The 17,738-nt window shown below is 60.4% G+C and carries 17 protein-coding genes; 8 read left to right on the top strand and 9 right to left on the bottom strand.

What is annotated here, in order from left to right:
• Positions 1–15: 15 nt before the first annotated feature.
• The 9 genes from dnaN to ABID19_RS06715 form a co-directional block, all read right to left on the bottom strand.
• Positions 16–1,134 carry a DNA polymerase III subunit beta gene (gene dnaN, locus ABID19_RS06755; protein WP_123146529.1) on the bottom strand — a complete coding sequence of 373 codons (1,119 nt, stop codon included), beginning with the start codon at positions 1,132–1,134 and terminating at the stop codon, positions 16–18.
• Positions 1,135–1,429: 295 nt separating this feature from the next.
• Positions 1,430–2,902, bottom strand: a complete 1,473-nt coding sequence (dnaA, locus tag ABID19_RS06750; RefSeq protein ID WP_354489035.1) for a chromosomal replication initiator protein DnaA — start codon at positions 2,900–2,902, stop codon at positions 1,430–1,432.
• A 912-nt stretch (positions 2,903–3,814) separates the two neighbouring features.
• Positions 3,815–4,081 carry a 30S ribosomal protein S20 gene (gene rpsT / locus ABID19_RS06745; protein ID WP_023802137.1) on the bottom strand — a complete coding sequence of 89 codons (267 nt, stop codon included), beginning with the start codon at positions 4,079–4,081 and terminating at the stop codon, positions 3,815–3,817.
• A gap of 180 nt (positions 4,082–4,261) precedes the next feature.
• Entirely contained in the window at positions 4,262–5,035 is a 774-nt protein-coding gene (locus ABID19_RS06740; protein WP_354489032.1) for an enoyl-CoA hydratase, read from the bottom strand.
• 56 nt (positions 5,036–5,091) lie between these two features.
• Positions 5,092–6,000, bottom strand: a complete 909-nt coding sequence (gene mutM, locus ABID19_RS06735; protein ID WP_354489030.1) for a bifunctional DNA-formamidopyrimidine glycosylase/DNA-(apurinic or apyrimidinic site) lyase — start codon at positions 5,998–6,000, stop codon at positions 5,092–5,094.
• Complete coding sequence (locus ABID19_RS06730) at positions 5,984–7,231, bottom strand: phosphopentomutase (protein ID WP_354489028.1); 1,248 nt, start codon at positions 7,229–7,231, stop codon at positions 5,984–5,986. Before ABID19_RS06730 ends, mutM begins: the two co-directional genes overlap by 17 nt.
• 301 nt (positions 7,232–7,532) lie before the next feature.
• The gene (locus ABID19_RS06725) at positions 7,533–8,153 is read right to left on the bottom strand and encodes a TadE/TadG family type IV pilus assembly protein (RefSeq protein ID WP_354489026.1); all 621 of its coding nucleotides are present in this window, start codon (positions 8,151–8,153) and stop codon (positions 7,533–7,535) included.
• A 36-nt stretch (positions 8,154–8,189) separates the two neighbouring features.
• A complete protein-coding gene (locus tag ABID19_RS06720) occupies positions 8,190–8,753 on the bottom strand; it encodes a TadE/TadG family type IV pilus assembly protein (protein WP_354489024.1) in 564 nt (187 codons plus the stop codon).
• A gap of 151 nt (positions 8,754–8,904) precedes the next feature.
• Positions 8,905–9,327 (bottom strand): pilus assembly protein N-terminal domain-containing protein, encoded by a 423-nt coding sequence (locus ABID19_RS06715; RefSeq protein ID WP_352933982.1) that lies wholly within the window; start codon positions 9,325–9,327, stop codon positions 8,905–8,907.
• 354 nt (positions 9,328–9,681) lie between these two features.
• On the opposite strand from ABID19_RS06715, the gene ABID19_RS06710 reads away from it, so the two are divergent.
• The 8 genes from ABID19_RS06710 to ABID19_RS06675 all read left to right on the top strand — a co-directional run bounded on the left by ABID19_RS06710 (position 9,682) and on the right by ABID19_RS06675 (position 17,735).
• Positions 9,682–9,876, top strand: coding sequence for a Flp family type IVb pilin (locus ABID19_RS06710; protein ID WP_354489023.1), 195 nt, complete (start codon positions 9,682–9,684; stop codon positions 9,874–9,876).
• A 154-nt stretch (positions 9,877–10,030) separates the two neighbouring features.
• Positions 10,031–10,549, top strand: a complete 519-nt coding sequence (locus tag ABID19_RS06705; protein WP_354489021.1) for an A24 family peptidase — start codon at positions 10,031–10,033, stop codon at positions 10,547–10,549.
• A 218-nt stretch (positions 10,550–10,767) separates the two neighbouring features.
• Entirely contained in the window at positions 10,768–11,577 is an 810-nt protein-coding gene (cpaB, locus tag ABID19_RS06700) for a Flp pilus assembly protein CpaB (protein ID WP_354489019.1), read from the top strand.
• The gene (locus ABID19_RS06695; protein WP_354489017.1) at positions 11,574–13,103 is read left to right on the top strand and encodes a type II and III secretion system protein family protein; all 1,530 of its coding nucleotides are present in this window, start codon (positions 11,574–11,576) and stop codon (positions 13,101–13,103) included. Before cpaB ends, ABID19_RS06695 begins: the two co-directional genes overlap by 4 nt.
• A 13-nt stretch (positions 13,104–13,116) precedes the next feature.
• A complete protein-coding gene (locus ABID19_RS06690) occupies positions 13,117–13,854 on the top strand; it encodes a CpaD family pilus assembly protein (RefSeq protein ID WP_354489015.1) in 738 nt (245 codons plus the stop codon).
• A 34-nt stretch (positions 13,855–13,888) separates the two neighbouring features.
• Positions 13,889–15,172 (top strand): AAA family ATPase, encoded by a 1,284-nt coding sequence (locus ABID19_RS06685; RefSeq protein WP_354489013.1) that lies wholly within the window; start codon positions 13,889–13,891, stop codon positions 15,170–15,172.
• A 29-nt stretch (positions 15,173–15,201) separates the two neighbouring features.
• Positions 15,202–16,692, top strand: a complete 1,491-nt coding sequence (locus tag ABID19_RS06680; protein WP_352933960.1) for a CpaF family protein — start codon at positions 15,202–15,204, stop codon at positions 16,690–16,692.
• A gap of 29 nt (positions 16,693–16,721) precedes the next feature.
• Positions 16,722–17,735 carry a type II secretion system F family protein gene (locus ABID19_RS06675; protein WP_354489011.1) on the top strand — a complete coding sequence of 338 codons (1,014 nt, stop codon included), beginning with the start codon at positions 16,722–16,724 and terminating at the stop codon, positions 17,733–17,735.
• The last annotated feature ends 3 nt before the right edge of the window (positions 17,736–17,738 follow it).

The raw sequence follows: 17,738 nt of genomic DNA, 5'->3' as shown, positions 1-17,738 counted from the left end.
TGGCCTCGTTCAGGCCTATACCCGCATCGGCATCAGCACGTAGAGCGTGGTTTCATCGGCCATATCGTGGATCAACGTTGGCGAGCCGGCATCCGCCAGCATGAATTTCGCCTCAGTGCCGGTCAACTGGGCGGCGACATCGAGCAGATATTTGGCATTGAAGCCGATTTCAATCGCGTCGGACGAATAATCCGCAGCCAGTTCTTCGGTGGCGCTACCCGAATCCGGGTTGTTGACCGCAAGCGTGACCTGGCCTTCCCCAATCGAAAGCTTCACCGCCCGGCCACGTTCGGAAGAAATGGTCGAGACGCGGTCGACGGCGGCCGCGAAACTCTGACGGTCGATGATCAGCTTCTTATCGTTGCCGGTGGGGATGACCCGCTGATAGTCCGGGAAGGTGCCGTCGATCAGCTTCGACGTCAAAACGACGCTGCCGATGGTGAAGCGGATCTTGGTGTCGGACAATTCGGTGGTGACGGCGACATCGGGGTCATCGACCAGCTTTTGCAGCTCGCTGACCGTTTTGCGCGGAATGATGATGCCCGGCATGCCTTCGGACCCTGCCGGTGCGTCGATCTCGGCGCGCGCCAGCCGATGGCCGTCGGTCGCGACCGAGCGCAGCTTCAGCTTGCCGTCTGCGTCATGCGTGTGCAGATAGATACCGTTCAGGTAATAGCGTGTCTCTTCGGTGGAGATGGCGAACTGGGTCTTCTCGATCAGCCCCTTGAGCGCGACCGAATCGAGCCGGAAGATGTGCGAGAACGATCCGGCCGAAAGCTCGGGGAAATCGGATTGCGGCAGGCACTGGAGACGGAAGCTCGATCGGCCCGAGGTCACCGTCATGGCGTTGCCGTCCTCGTCGGTCTTCAGCATGACCTCCGCACCGTCGGCGAGTTTGCGCACGATGTCGTAGAGCAGATGCGCCGGAACTGTCGTCGCCCCGCCGCGCTCGACCTTGGCGGGCGTGGCTTCGGTCACCTCCAGATCGAGGTCGGTCGCCTTCATTTCGAGGGTGGCGCCTTCGGCGCTCAGCAGCACGTTCGACAGGATCGGTATGGTGTTGCGCCGCTCGACCACGCGATGAACGTGGTTGAGTGACTTCAGGAGATTTGACCGTTCCAGGATAACACGCATGACGAAACAGGCTCGCTTGAATGAATGAGCGGGTCTCCGGCAAGCGGCGCCCCGCGAAAGGTCTGAACAGGCTCAGAATCTGCACAAACTGACAGGAAAAAACCCGCAAACGCAAGCCCGCGCTGCCGGTTCGGGCCGGCTACATGGGCTTTTTGGGGATAAAGCTGGCGAAGCCCGCAAGCCAATGGTTGTCGACCAAAAGTGCGCAGCGGTTTTGGTCGAACGCCTATCCATAAAAACAAAAGTTTCAAGCGCGTCGCAGCTATCCAAACGCGACGCGCTTCGTCTTGGTGGGTCACGCCTGATCGTTGATCAGTCTTCTCAACAATTCGAGCTCCTGCGCCAGCGTGTTGTCGACGCCGGAAAGATCCTCGATCTTGCGCACGGCATGCAGCACCGTCGTGTGGTCGCGACCACCGAAACGCCGTCCGATCTCCGGCAAGGAACGCGGTGTCATTACCTTCGACAGGTACATCGCAACCTGCCGCGGCTTGACGATGGTGCGCGTGCGCCGGTTGGACAGAAGCTCTGTCTTCGACACATTGTAGTGGCGCGCGACGATGCGCTGGATGTCCTCGATGCGCACGCGCTTCGGCTCGCCCGAGCGATAAATGTGGCCGAGGATCTCGTCGATGCGGTCGATGGTGATCTGCGGTTCGAACGACTGGCGGAACAGAAGCTGGTTGAACGCACCCTCGAGTTCGCGGCCGCTGCCAGTCACCGTGCGAGCGACATGGTTGAGGATCTCCTCGGAGATGTCGAGCGATGCATCGTCGGCCTTGGCAGTTGCAAGGCGCAGCTTGAGCATGCCGATGCGCATGGCGAAGTCCGGCGCCGACATTTCGAGTGCGACGCCGCCGTTGAGGCGAGAGCGGACGCGAGGCTCCAGCGATTCCAGTTCCGACGGCGGCCGGTCGGCGGCAACCACCACCTGCTTGGCGCTGTCGAGCAGCATGTTGATAAGATGACAGAATTCATGCTGGATCGACTTACCTTGCAGGAACTGCATGTCGTCGATGATGAGGAGGTCGATGTCGCGCAGCTGTTCCTTCAGCGTCAGCGCGTTGTTGTCGCGGATCGCGGTGGCGAACCGCCACATGAAATATTCAGCCGTGAGATAGACGACGCGCGACTTTGGATTCTGCTTCAGTGATTCCGCCGCGATCGCCTGCAGCAGGTGCGTCTTGCCCAGCCCCACCGTCGCGTGAAGAAAGAGTGGATTGAAGCGCACGGCGCTCGACTGCGATTCCGCCACCGCCTTGGCTGCGGCGAAGGCCACCCGGTTCGATGGCCCCTCGATGAAGGAGCCGAACGTGTAACGCGGGTCAAGCGGCGAACCGAGCACATTGTGCCTGAACTCGGTCTCTGCAGGCATTCCGGGCCGAGGTGCCGGCATCCGCTCCACCCTGCCGGGGCCTGCTGTTCCCGCGGCCAGCGCCGTTTGCGCTTGCCGGGTCATTTTGCGCGCCGGGGCCATTTCGGGCTCGACGCCGTTGCGCCCCGGGCGGGTGGCGGTACGCACGACGATCTCGATCTTGAGGACTTCGGGGTCCTCGTGTTTCCACAACTCGGCGATGAGGTCTAGATAGTGGCCATTGATCCACGAGCGCAGGAAGGCAGTCGGCACCGAGATGCGGACAATGCCCCGGGATGCTTCCGCGACCTTCATGCGCCCGAACCAGCTCGAATAGACTTCGGTTCCCAGACGCGCCTTCAACTGGGCCTTGACCCGGTCGAACTTCTGTTCCGCCTCGTTGGAAGCCGACATTGTCTCCCCTCCGGTTAAGGTTCCAGGGAATGGGAGGTCGCCCGTAAGCTCCCTTTCGACGCCGCTCTGCATGATCGAGTTCCTTGTCCTTTTGTACCTTTTTCCGCCGGGGATACGCCTCCTGCATCCATGTTTCCGGCGACCGTGTCTTCGCTGCGACACCACTGCCGCCGCCGGCAGATGATGTCGCCTCGTTGTCAGGGGGTCGGCGCCGGCTCCTCAGAGCCAGCCCGTTTGGACATGTCGGGGCAATACAATGCCGTCCGGCGAAACGCCGGCGTCATTGAGCTGCCATACAATTACGCCAATCCCCTACCGTATCGAAAGACAAACCCAACCCGTACGCGGAAATGATCCACGTCATGAATTCTGCCATTTTTGCTGGCCGATTCAGGCTGGGTTAAGGGCCAACGGCCCGTCCCTCTCGATAGACCGACATTAACGAAATCGTTGTGGATAGGGCAAGGCCACGACTAACGGATTTTTAAGGAATGTGGTTAGCGCAGAGGGGTTCGGACCTTGCGTTGCACGGGTGTATTTTGACAAAGCCATTGTGATTCAAACCCTTTTCCGGCGAATATGAAAAAGCCCGCGTCGCGCGAAATTTTCTGAAATAATTTTCTTGACAGGCAATTGTCCCCCATCCCCCGCATGCGATGTGAACAAGTTGTGGACGGACCACAGATAACCATTTGAAAAATAATGGTAATTTTTGCCAGCAGATATTTAGGTTGCGGACGCTTTCAGCGGCCTCGAATATCAGCAGGCATGTATATGCCGGCAAAGCATTTCGAACACTGAAGTCCGCGCAGAGGTGTGGTTTGCGAGCATTCTTTTTAAGTACTTGCCGGCAAACGAAAAAACCCGGCGCGAGAGGCCGGGTTTGAAGAACACCAGTTCGGGAAAGCTATATTAGGCCGACAGCACCTTGAGCCGCTGGGCCAGGCGCGACACCTTGCGGGATGCCGTATTCTTATGCACCACGCCCTTGCTCGCGGCGCGCATCAACTCCGGCTCCGCCACTTTGAAAGCGGCCTGCGCGGCAGCCTTGTCGCCCGAGGCGAGCGCCTCTTCGACCTGGCGGATGTAGGTCCGCACGCGCGAGCGGCGGTTCTTGTTGATCGCCGTGCGACGGGCGATCTTGCGCGTTGCCTTTTTGGCCGAGGAGGTATTGGCCATGATGCCTCTCTTCTGATCTGGTGGCGCATGCGAGATGCCGCAGGGCGCAAAAAACAAACGGGCAGCCACAGGGCCGCCTCGGTTGGTGCGGCTTATAGTTCAGCTTTTCCGGCGCGTCAACGCTGCTTCGCCTTCTTTTTGGCTGCCGCTGTCGCTCGGGTCCAGCCGCTGCTGCACGATCTACCGATTCGCAAAATTCGGCTTCCGCTTCTCGGCAAAGGCCGCCATGCCTTCCTTCTGGTCGTCGAGCGCAAACAGCGAATGAAACAGCCGGCGCTCGAACCGCAGACCTTCGGCCAGTGTCGTTTCATAGGCGCGGTTGACGGCCTCTTTCGCCATCATCACCGACGGCAGCGAAAAATCGGCTATCTTGGCCGCCGCCTTCAACGCTTCGTCGATCAACTCGCCGGCAGGCACGACACGCGACACCAGGCCGCAACGCTCGGCCTCCGCCGCATCCATCATTCGCCCGGTCAGGCACATGTCCATCGCCTTCGACTTGCCGACGAAGCGGGTCAGGCGCTGCGATCCGCCCATACCCGGCATGACGCCGAGCGTGATCTCGGGCTGGCCGAACTTGGCGTTGTCGGCGGCAATGATGAAATCGCACATCATCGCCAGTTCGCAGCCGCCGCCGAGCGCATAGCCGGCCACAGCCGCGATAACAGGCTTGCGCGCGCGGGTGAACTCTTCCCACCCGACAAAGAAATCTTGCGCATAGGCGTCGGCAAAGGAGATCGCCTGCATTTCCTTGATGTCCGCACCCGCCGCGAAGGCCTTTTCGGAACCGGTGATGACCATCGCGCCGATGTCGGCATTCGCACAGAAGCCGTTCACGGCCGCGACCACTTCCGCCAGAACCTCGGAGTTCAACGCATTGAGCGCCTTCGGCCGGTTCAGCGTGATCAGCCCGACCTTGCCGCGGGCTTCCACGATGATCGTTTCATAGGCCATGACTGTATCTCCTCGCTCGGTCATCTAGCTTACATCCGGCGTGCAACTCTCGCGGTTCACACCTGACAGGTCCGGCAATAGAACGTGGAACGCCCGCTTTGCACGATGCGCTCTATGTGGCCGCCGCAGCCGTGCTTGGGGCAGGGTTCACCCTCGCGATCATAGACCGCGAAGGAATGCTGGAAATAGCCCAGCGATCCGTCGGTCTGCACATAATCGCGCAGCGACGATCCGCCGGCGGCGATCGCGTCGGCGATCACCGCGCGGATTGCTTCGGCCAAGGCGTCGCTCTGCTGTTTGGCAGTTTTTCCAGGCTTTGCGATGGTGCCCGCCTCGCGCAGCGGCGACAGGCCGGCACGCCACAGGGCCTCCGACACGTAGATATTGCCGAGCCCGGCGATCAGCCGCTGATCGAGAAGTGCTGCCTTCAGCGGCGCCCTCCGGCCCTTCAGCAGCGAGGCGAGCAGCCTGCCGTCCAACGCATTGCCTGTCGGCTCGACGCCCAGCCCCGCCAGCATCGGATGCGTGTCGGGCGCCCCTTCCGAAAACAGCATGAAGCCGAAACGGCGCGGGTCGTTGAAGATTACGCGCGATCGGCCGCCTCCGGGAGAAACGACATGGAAGACGACATGGTCGTGCACTGCGCTTTTCGAGCGCTCGTGATAAAACGCGCCCAACATTTCGCTGCTATCGGGCATTTCACTGTCATCAGACATTTCGATGCGGAACGAACCCGACATGCCGAGATGGCAGATCAGCACCGGACCGCCTTCCAGATGCATCGTCAAGTATTTGGCCCGGCGACCGAGCGCCGTAATCGTCTTGTCGGTCAGCCTCTCCAAGAATTTCGCGGGAAACGGAAAGCGCAAGTCGGGCCGGCGTGCCTCGACGCGGGCGATGCGGGCACCTTCCAGGACCGGCTGCAGGCCGCGCCGGACCGTTTCGACCTCAGGCAACTCGGGCATGGCCGCCTATCGTTGCGTAGAAGGAGATGCCATGGCGGCCGCGTGCCAGCCCGAGATGTTCGGCGACAGTTTCACCGATGTCGGCGAAGGTGGTTCTGAGGCCGATGTCGCCGCCAAAACCCGGTCCCGTGCCGATCACCGGAATGCGTTCGCGCGTATGATCGGTGCCGTGCCAGGTCGGATCGTTGCCATGGTCGGCGGTAAGGATGAGAAGATCGCCGCGCCTCAACCGTGCAAGCGCCTCCGGCAGCCGCCGGTCGAAGGCCTCGAGCGCGGCGGCATAGCCGGCAACGTCGCGCCGATGGCCGAACTCGGTGTCGAAATCGACGAAATTGGCAAAGACAAGATCCCCGTCGCCCGCATCATCCATCGCGCCGAGGGCCTTGTCGAACATCGCCATATTGCCGGCGGCTTTGCGCACTTCCGAAATGCCGCGATGGGCGAAGATGTCGCCGATCTTGCCGACCGCTATAACCCGGCCGCCGCGCGCCGTCAGCCGGTCGAGCAGGGTCGGTTCGGGCGGCGGCACCGAATAGTCCCGGCGATTGTGGGTCCGTTCGAAGCTGGCGGCGGTTTCGCCAATGAAAGGCCGCGCGATCACCCGTCCGACGTTCAGCGGATCGACCAGCCTGCGCACCACCTTGCAGAACGCGTAGAGCCGCTCCAGCCCGAAGTGGATTTCATGCGCGGCGATCTGCAGGACGGAGTCGACCGAAGTGTAGCAGATCGGTTTGCCGGTGCGGATATGGTCCTCGCCGAACCGCTCGATGATCTCGGTGCCCGGGGCATGGCAATTGCCGAGAATGCCCGGCACTCCTCCTTCGCGGATGATCGCTTCGGTCAGGTCGGCTGGAAAGGCGGGAACCGTGTTCGGGAAATAACCCCAGTCGAAGCGGACTGGTAAGGCAGCGATTTCCCAATGGCCCGATGGCGTGTCCTTACCGCTCGAAATCTCCTGCGCCGCGCCATGGAAGGCGGAGGCGAGCTTGGCCTTGCCGCCATTTTCGCCGCTTAATCCTATCGCGGTTTTCGCCGCGTGACCGAGACCGAGCGAGAGCATGTTGGGCACCGAAAGCGGCCCTTTGCGAAGCCCCTCGCGATCCGCCCGGCCATCCGCGCAGGCGCTGGCGATGTGTCCGAACGTGTTGGAACCGGCGTCGCCATAGCGCTCGGCGTCGGCCGCGCCGCCGATGCCGAAGGAATCGAGAACGAAAAGAAAGGCGCGCGCCATTGCAGGGCTTCATTATTGTTGTTTGTCTGCCCAGACATAGGGTTCCGCGCCGCCCTTGGCAATTCGGAACCAGACGGCTTGGCGCGATAGTTGAGATGTGGCGAAGTGCCGGCGTGGCATGATCGACAAAAAACAGCGGGGGGAGCACATGAGGCGTGCCTTGAAGGCCTCTGCGGCCATCATGACGATGCTGGGCGCGTCCGGCTTCGCCTTCGCCAGCCCGAAGGATTACGCGATGGCCGCGGCCATCGTGCGCCTGGTGTCAGCCATCGGCCATAGCAATGGAATCGGCGCGGTCGTTTCAGCAAGTGCTGCAGGGGATCGTCGGACTCCCGCGGGGCCTGAGAAAATAGGTTTCGCCCATCGATATCGAGCTGAAAGCCGAACTCAATCCAATCCGCTTCTCACTGTCCGCCGACCAGGTGATGATCGGTTCGTATGCAAGATTGCTTTCGACGCGAATGAGAAAGGTGCCCTCGATCTCAAGCGCCGGTGGAACCGTCGTGATGGATTTCTTGGCAGCGCCGGCGCTAAAAGCGCCGCCAACCATTTTGCGTGACCAAACGACCTTTACTTGCGGTGGCGTGTCGGGCGTGACCTCTATCGCCGTGATGGTGATTTCCGGGGTCGACCGGTTGTAGGGCCGAAGGGTGGAGTTGCCGATCTGCATGATCGCATCGAGTTCGGCTGCCTCGACGGTCCGCTGCTGGGTGACGAGATCTGCGACCATGCTGCCGATGCGACTGACCTTCTTGCTGGTCTCGATAGCTTGCGAGGCTTCCATGGTCATGAAGTACATGATCAACAGGACGGGTACGATAAAGGCAAACTCAATGGCCGCGACACCGCGGGCATCGCAGCAGAACCGGATGGCTTTCGTGCCAATCCCAACCGTCCCCAAATATGCCCCCACGCGCCCCATTCCCTCGTCCCTTCCCACTCACAAAACGATGCGGTTTCAGTTGTCGAACGGCTCGTTTTGCCAGGTCACCGATGTGAAATGCAGCGTTTTGCTGTCTTTCAGATTGGCCATCGACCTGGCCATGAAATCGGTGATGACGGGCCATTTGTAAAAAACCCGCAGCATGTTTATTGACTCCGCCAGACCCGGGGATACCGTAAAAGTCGCGGGGTCGGTGCCCGTCAGCACGATTTCTGGTTCGCGGTCCTGGATCTTGAAGCCCGCTTTGGCCGCATCGGCGAAGGTCGGATATTCGCGCAGATCCACCTCCAATCCGGGACAGCCTTTGGCGACCATGATCTCCAGCCGGCTGCAGATCATGGTCTTCAGCGTGGTCTCGTTCATGTCGGCCTGCCTTATCTGGCCCGTCCGCATCTGGCGCGCGACGTCGTCGGTGATGTTGGCCATCACCTCTTGCCCGGCAAATGAAATGCAGCTCTCCAGTATGGCAAAGACGAGGAGCGCAAACGGTACGGCAAGAAAGGCGAACTCCATGGCCGTGCTGCCGCGCCGATCGCCAAGGAATTGCACCGAAAAGCTTGCTCGTCGTGCCTTGCTCATGTCCCGTGCCTGCTGATCCTGAAGGGGTGTCGGCGGGAACATTAGCGGAAACCCATTGAAGTGCGGTTTGGATGATCGCTAAATTTGACGGAGTGCTTTTAACCGGCTGATAACGGAGCGGTATTTCAGCGGGGCGAAAACCGCCCAGTCGCTATCTGCCGGCGCTCATCTCGGCTTCGGAGGCCTTCTCCGCATCGCTTTTATACGAGCTTTCGCAATACGGCGTGCAGGACATGGTCTGTATTTCGGCACGCCGATAGATGCGTACCGACGACGCGTCCTGTCGCACCACGGTGATCTGCTCGTCAACGATCGGACGGCCCTCTTGATCGAGGACGACGAGGTTGGTGACACCAAAGCCTTTGCCGGTCAGCACGATCGTCGAAGCGTCCTGCACGGAGGCATCGGCGATCGCCGGATTGCCGACGACGATCGTATCGGCGGCCCGCGACAATTTGACGATCTTCGCCTGGTTCATCGTGACCTCGATGCCGGCGCCAGCCTTGGCCGGCAAAACGAAGGCCGCGGCCGCAAGAAGCGCGGCAATCGGAAGGGACGATCTCGGCCCGGTCATTCAAGCGCTCCACGGCGGCAAACTGCTCAACGGAACATGAACGAGATTGGTGAAGCAACAGTTAAGCGGGCGGCAACCCGCGATGATGTCGGGATCGGCGTCGTGATCGCCTCGATCGGGTCGTCCTTTGCCAAGTCGCCAAATTGCGCCTTTCGCGGCCGTTGATGCGCCTGTCGGGTCCATGAGGCGTCACTTAGATACGGTTAACCACGCAATGTCATCGAACCCCGAAAGGAATCGGTAAGACTGTTTATTAAGCCGATCGAAAGAGCTTCTCCATAGATTGGCAATATCCGATCAGCCGCCAAGAGAAGTTGACGGAATTGCTGTAACACGTGGAGTAGGAGCTCTCGAATGTCTAATCTCATTGCACGTTTTGTGAAGGACGAATCCGGCGCGACCGCTATCGAATACGGTCTGATCGCCGCTCTCATCGCACTCGCCATCATGGTCGGCGCCGGTGCGCTGGGCAATAGCATCAACCAGAAGTTCAACGTGATCGGCGAGTCGGTCAATGGCGTCAAAGTCCCCACACAGACGGCGCCGTAACAGATAGTGACGTCGGGTCTTTGTTGCATCAAGGGCCGCCTCATTGGCGGCCCTTGTTCATTGTGCCAGGCGATTTTGAATTCACGGCTCATCACTCGTTAATCGAACATGCCTAAGCTGACACCAAGACAGGCCGAATACAGGCGCCGCACCGATGCTTGAAGCTCTGATCTTCGTCGTCTTTCCGTTCTGCATGGTTTTTGCCGCGATCTCCGACATGCTGTCGATGACGATCGCCAATCGCGTGCCGGTTCTGCTTGTGGCCGTCTTTGCCCTGGTCGCGCCGTTGACGGGGATGGACTGGGCTACTTATGGCTGGCATTTTGCCGCCGGCGGCATGGTTCTCGCGGTGACGTTCGGTTTGTTCGCGCTCGGCGGCATGGGAGGCGGCGACGCCAAGCTGCTGGCCGCCACCGCCCTCTGGATGGGGCTCAATGTCCATCTCGTTCAATATCTTGTAGCCTCGGCCTTTATCGGTGGATTGCTGACGCTCGCCATCCTCGTCTATCGCAAATCCCCGCTTGCAGCCGTTACCAGCCATAATCCGTTCCTACGCCACTTCGCCGACGGGACGGCTGGCGTTCCCTATGGCATCGCGCTCGGCATTGGCGGCCTGCTCACCTTTCCGAATTCGCCATTGATGGCATGGGCACTCGCAAGGCTGGCGGCCTAGTTTCTCGCCGCCATACGTCCCCTCGTCAGACCTCCAGTATTCAAACTGACTTTGGAGCCTGCCGCTCGCCCGCATTTTCAGGGCCGGGGGCGATGCCTCAAATTTATGTAAACGTTAAATTAATCACGATCGTAAGCATTATATTAACCTTGTTTTGACGATTGCCGCTGCAAGGTCCGGCTTGGCTAGGTGGTTTGCCAAGTACGAGGTTCGGACAGATGCCAGCATCCCGACTGATCATACTGGGCGTGGCGGTGGCTGCGGCGGGTGGTGCAGGATACGTTGCGAAGAACATGGCGGTTCCGCCGCCTCAAATCGTCGATTCCGGCCCCCAGGCGCCGGCAATCGCGCTGCAGGACGTGCTTGTCCTGTCGGGTGACGTTCCGATGGGCAATCCGCTTGAGAACAATATCAGCTGGCAGTCCTGGCCGGCTGACGGCGTCAACGCGAATTTCATCACCCGCGCCGCGGAACCCGATGCGCTGGAGAAGCTGAAAGGCGGTGTCGCCCGTGTCGCGTTGTATGCCGGCGAGCCGTTGCGGCGCTCCAAGCTGATTGGCGAGGGACAAAGCTTCATGTCGTCGATCCTGCCTTCCGGCATGCGGGCCGTCGCCACAGCGGTATCGGCCGACACTTCGGCCGGCGGCTTCATTCTTCCCAACGATTTCGTCGACGTCATTATGACCCGCAGAGCAGACGCCGGTGGTGGCGGCAGCGGCTTTACGACCGAAACCATCCTCAAGAACATTCGCGTCCTGGCAATCGACCAGACGATCCAGGAGGACGAGGAAGGCAAGAGGACCAGGGTCGGCCAGACCGCCACGCTGGAGCTGACACCGCAGCAGGCGGAAATCATCACAGTCGCCCAGCAGATGGCGGATCGTCTGACATTGGCGCTGCGGTCGATCAGCGACACACAGGAGAAAAACCTGGGCGAAGCCGACTATCTCGTTTCCGGCAATGGGCGTCGCGGAACGGTACGATTGATCAAATCGGGCGAAGTTTCCGAAGTGGGGGCAAGGCAATGAGGCTAAACGCTGGACTGCCCGTCACCCTGGCTGCGGCAATAGGCCTGTTTGTCCTTGGAACGAGCGTGCCTGGTGTCGTCGACGCGAATGCGGCAGGCAAGAATGCCGAGGTCACGGCTTCGACCGCCACCCAGCGCGTCAAGCTCGGTCTCAACAAGTCGGTGGTCATCGATCTGCCGAGCGATGCCTATGATATTCTCGTCGCTAATCCGGCGGTCGCCGATGCGGTGACCCGTACCGCCAGGCGTATCTATCTGTTCGGAAAGGCAGTGGGCGACACCAACATTTTCGTCTTCGGCCCCAATGGCGAACAGATCGTCAGCCTGGATCTGGCGGTCGAACGCGACGTCGCCGGGCTGGAAGACTATATCCGACGCTTCATCCCGTCTTCGACCATCCAGGTCGAATTGCTGAACGACAACGTCGTCCTGACCGGAACCGTGGACACGCCCCTGGACGCCAAGCGCGCGGTCGATCTGGCTACCATTTTCGTGTCCGGCGGTGAAGCGACCACGGGACAATATTCGCAGACCGCCTCCGGCGGCTCGTCCGAAGGCGGTGTCGACATCGACAATCCGGATTCCGAGCGTCGTGTCAGTAAGATCGTCAACCTGCTGCAGATCATCGGCGACGACCAAGTGACGCTGAAGGTGACGGTTGCGGAAGTCAGCCGTTCGGTGATGAAGCAGCTCGGCGTCAACATGATTGGCGACGGCAGCAGCAACGGCATCAGCTGGGGCGCGGTAAGCGACAATTTCACCGGTTTAGGCAAGTCGCTGTCCAACTCGGGTCTCGCTATCGGCAGCTCGACGCTGCAGGCCTACATCAACGCCATGGAGCAGTCAGGCGTCATGAAAACCCTGGCCGAGCCAACATTGACGGCCGTATCCGGCGAGAAGGCGACCTTCAAAGTCGGCGGCGAATACAATATGGTGACTAGCGTCTCCCAAGCCGTATCAAACGATAACCAGACCGGTTTGAAGACGTATTCAGTCGAGAAGATCGAATATGGCATTGGCCTGGAATTCCAGCCGGTGGTGCTATCTCCTGGCCGCATCAGCCTGAAGGTCAGGACATCGGTTTCCGAGCCGACAACGGAGGGTTCAATATCTTTGTCCGAGGGCGTAACAAGCCCCGGCATGAATGCCCTCTCGCTCCGCAAACGCTTGGCCGACACGACGGTGGAACTGCCTTCGGGCGGCTCGATGATGATTGCCGGCCTTGTCCGCGACGATCTCAGGCAAGCCGTCAACGGCTTGCCTGGACTGACCAAGATTCCAGTGCTCGGTGCTCTCTTCCGCAGCAGGGATTTCGTCCGCAACGAGACCGAACTCGTCATCATCATCACGCCCTACCTGGTGAAGCCGGTGGCACGCAACGCTCTTGCCAAGCCGGACGACAATTTCAACGCTGCCAGCGATGGCGCAGGCATGTTCCTTGGTCGGGTCAATCGCGTCTACGGCACCATGCAGACCGACAAGCCCAACGGCCGCTATCACGGCGTCGTCGGCTTCATTTACAAGTAGCGGGGAAACGGACATGTCTCAGTCAGCGTTGAAGGCAAGGGCGATCACCGCAACGATGCCGTCGGGCCGTTCGCGGACCTATCGGCTAGCTATTCCGCTCCTGGCGATTGCGGTCGCGGCATTGCTTGCGGGCTGCGCCAAGCGGGACAGCATCACGGTTGGTGCCGTTCCGGACGACTATCGCACCACCCATCCGATCGTGATCGCTGAGAAGGTCCAGAAGATCGACCTTCCGGTCGGCGCCGGCGATCGCGGCATGACCGGTTCTCAGCGCGACACGCTTCTGGGTTTCCTGGACGACTACGACAAAAGCGCCGCTCCCGCCCTGACGATTTCGATCCCGAGGGGTTCGGCCAACGAGATTGCCGCCACCGCGGCCGGTCGCGATTTCGCCAAGCTTGCGATCGCCAGCGGCATCAGCCGGAACCGGATCATCATGACCACCTATCAGTCGGCTTCGGCCGAAGCGTCCGCGCCGATCCGCGTCGCCTTCGTCTCGGTGAAGGCGCAGACGGATGGATGCGGGCGCTGGCCCGAAGATCTGCTGGAGACGTCGGAAAACAAGCACTACGCCGATTTCGGCTGCTCCTATCAGAACAATCTTGCCGCCCAGATGGCCAACCCAGCTGATCTGATCGGACCGCGCAAGCAATCCGATATCGACGCGGAAAATCGCGGCGAGGTGATCGACGTCTATCGCCAGCGAGGCATTTCGGACGAGTTCCTCGGCAATTCGGAAGTTGAGTATTGAGCTTGAGCAGCCTAGGTCACGGAAAGAAATGACAATGAGCAATCTTGCCTACGACGCGGCGATAGACGGCAGCGAAACCTCGCTGCGGGACATGACCGCCATGCAGGCGTTGCGGCCGATTCCGCGCATTTCGATCCAGGCATTTTGCGAGACCGAGGGCGTCGCCAATCCGGTCGAGCGCGCCGGCGAAGATCGCCGCATGACCAAGACCCATCTGAAAGTCCATATGGGCGGCATCGCCACCGCCATCGAATTTTACCAGTCGGCGCCGACACCGAACCTGATCCTGCTGGAATCGCGCAGTGAGCCGACGCAATTGCTCGAGCAACTCACGCAACTCTCCGAATATTGCGATCCGACCTCGAAGGTCGTGGTCATCGGCCACTACAATGACGTCGGGCTTTACCGCGAGCTCATCCGGTCCGGCATTTCCGAATATGTCATCGCGCCGGTATCGATGGCCGATATTGTCAGCGTTATATCGTCGATTTTCGTTGATCCGGAAGCCGAGCCGATCGGCCGCTCGATCGCCTTCATCGGCGCCAAGGGTGGCGTCGGCTCCTCGACCATCGCCCACAATGTGGCCTGGGCGATGTCGTCCCTGTTCAAGTCCGAAGTGGTCGTCGCCGATCTCGACCTGGCGTTCGGGACGGCCAACATCAATTTCGATCAGGATCCGGCCCAAGGCATTGCCGAGGCCGTCTTCTCACCGGAGCGCGTCGACGAGGTCTATCTTGACCGGCTGCTTGCCCAGTGCGCCGAGCACCTGTCGCTGCTTGCAGCACCCTCAACGCTAGATCGGGTCTACGACTTCGATCCAGAAGCCTTCACGCAGCTTATCGACATGGCCCAGCGCAGCGTGCCGCTTCTGGTGCTCGACGTCCCGCATATCTGGACAGGCTGGACCAAGAACACGCTGACCAAAGCCGATGACATCGTGATCACGGCGACGCCGGAGCTGGCCAATCTGCGCAACACCAAGAATCTGGTCGACATGTTCAAACGGCTTCGCCCGAACGATCCGCCGCCCAAGCTGATCATCAATCAGGCGGGCGTGCCAAAGCGTCCGGAGATTGCCTCATCCGACTTCGCCGACTCGCTCGGCCTGTCGCCAATGTCGGTCATTCCATTCGAGCCGCTGCTGTTTGGAAATGCCGCCAACAACGGGCGCATGCTCGGCGAAATGGATGCGAGAAATCAGGTGGTTGGCACCATCAACGAGATCGCACACGTTTTGACTGGGCGCAGCGAAATCAAGGCAAGAAAGAAAGCGGGCCTCGGCAATCTCCTTGGCAAGCTTTCGCGCAGCAAGAAATGATGTTTCCGCGGCGGAATTGGTAGTCGATCATGTTTGGCAAAAGAGGTAGCGACGACGGCAGCCGGTTCACCCCGGAATTCCGTCAGCCGGCACCTGCGTCTGGCGCGCCGCCGGTAAGTCCTGCAGAAACGTCGGTTCTTGCCAGGCCCGCGCCGTTGCTCGGCGCGTCTGCCGCACCGCCTGCGCGCCGCGTCGTCGAGGCGCCGGAGCCGCCGAAAAGAATCCAGCGCGAAAAGAGCGAAACCTATTACGATACCAAGAGCCAGGTCTTCTCGGCGCTCATCGACACGATCGACCTGTCCCAACTCGCCAAGCTCGATCCCGAAAGCGCACGCGAGGAAATCCGCGACATCGTCAACGACATCATCGCGATCAAGAATTTCGCGATGTCGATTTCCGAGCAGGAAGAGCTGCTCGAGGATATCTGCAATGACGTCCTGGGTTACGGCCCGCTGGAGCCACTGCTCGCCCGCGACGACATCGCCGACATCATGGTCAACGGTTCCAAAGACGTCTACATCGAGGTCAACGGCAAGGTCGAGCAGACCGGCATTCGTTTTCGCGACAACCAGCAGCTGCTCAACATCTGTCAGCGCATCGTCAGCCAGGTTGGCCGCCGCGTCGACGAATCGAGCCCGATCTGCGACGCACGCCTTCCTGATGGCTCCCGCGTCAACGTCATTGCGCCGCCGCTCGCCCTCGACGGCGCCGCGCTCACAATCCGCAAGTTCAAGAAGGACAAGCTGACGCTCGATCAGCTGGTCAAGTTCGGCGCCATTTCGCCGCATGGCGCGGAGATTCTCAAGATCATCGGCCGCGTCCGCTGCAACATCGTCATTTCGGGCGGCACCGGGTCGGGTAAGACGACGCTGCTCAACTGCCTGACCAATTATATCGACCGCGACGAGCGCGTTATCACCTGCGAGGACTCGGCCGAGCTACAATTGCAGCAGCCGCATGTCGTGCGCTTGGAAACCCGCCCCCCAAACCTCGAAGGTGAGGGCGAGGTGACTATGCGCGATCTGGTCAAGAACTGCCTGCGCATGCGCCCCGAGCGCATCATCGTCGGCGAAGTGCGCGGACCTGAAGTGTTCGATCTTCTGCAGGCGATGAACACCGGCCATGACGGCTCGATGGGCACGATCCACTCGAACAGCCCGCGCGAATGCCTGAACCGTATCGAATCGATGATCGCAATGGGCGGCTATACGCTGCCGCAAAAAACCGTGCGTGAAATCGTAGTCGGTTCCGTCGATGTGATCATACAGGCCGCACGCCTGCGCGACGGATCGCGGCGCATCACCCACATCACCGAGGTGATCGGAATGGAGGGCGATGTCATCGTCACGCAGGACATCGTCCTCTACAACATAAAAGGTGAAGACGCGAACGGCAGGCTGCTGGGCGAGCACGTGTCGACAGGCATTGGTCGTCCGCATTTCTGGGAGCGCGCCCGCTACTATGGCGAGGAACAGCGCCTCGCCATTGCGCTCGAGGCGATGGAGAAACGCGCTGACTGATGCATTCGAAGGCGTAGGGGCTAAGATCGATGTTCGGAGTTGACGGCACCGTATTGGCGTTCGTCGTGCTCGCTGGCTTCAGCGCCGGCGCGGTCGCCTATGCTTTCCTGTTCAACCGGATCAGCACCGAGAAGCAAGTCGGAAGGCGGCTTGAAACGATCAAGACCGCAGAAACTGACGGTGCCGTCGTCAAGGCCTCGCGCGATCGCGTGGCGGAAGCGGCCAAGCGGCGCAAATCGGTCCAGGATTCGCTGAAGGAGCTCGAACAGAGGCAGAAAACCAGCCAGAGCATCGTTAAGAAGCCGCCACTCAAGGCCCAGATCCGTCAGGCGGGCATGAAGGTCTCGCTCGAGCGCTTCTATCTCTACTCGGCCGTCTGCGGCATCGTCCTGACATTTTTTGTTTATTTCATAGGTGCGCCGCTGCTTGTCTTGCCTTGTGTGCTGCTGGTCGGCGGCCTCGGCCTGCCGCGCTGGTTCGTCTCGTTTTGCCGAGCGCGCCGGATCAAGGCGTTCCTCAACGAATTTCCGAACGCGCTCGACATCATTGTTCGTGCTGTCAAATCAGGCTTGCCGATGAACGACGCCGTCCGCCTGATCGCCAACGAATCTCCCGAACCGGTCAAGTCCGAGTTTCGCCGCATCGTCGATTCGCAGCAGATGGGCCTGTCGATCCCCGATGCAAGCTTGCGCATGGCCGAGACGATGCCATGCTCGGAAGCGAGTTTCTTCGGCATCGTCATCCAGATCCAGTCCCAGGCAGGCGGCAATCTTTCCGAGGCGCTGGGCAATCTTTCGCGCGTGCTTCGTGATCGCAAGAAAATGAAGGCCAAGGTTCAGGCGCTGTCCATGGAAGCGAAGGCATCCGCCGTGATCATAGGCGCGTTGCCTTTCATCGTCGCCTTTCTCGTCTACCTGACGAGCCCGAACTACATCATGCCTCTGTTTACCACCAGCGTCGGCAATCTGATCCTCGGTTGCTCGGCGGTCTGGATGTCGATTGGCATCCTGGTGATGCGCAAGATGATGAACTTCGAAGTTTAGGAC

The sequence above is a fragment of the Mesorhizobium robiniae genome (assembly GCF_040545535.1).
GTDB lineage: Bacteria > Pseudomonadota > Alphaproteobacteria > Rhizobiales > Rhizobiaceae > Mesorhizobium > Mesorhizobium robiniae.
This window is presented reverse-complemented; position numbering and strand designations above follow the sequence as displayed.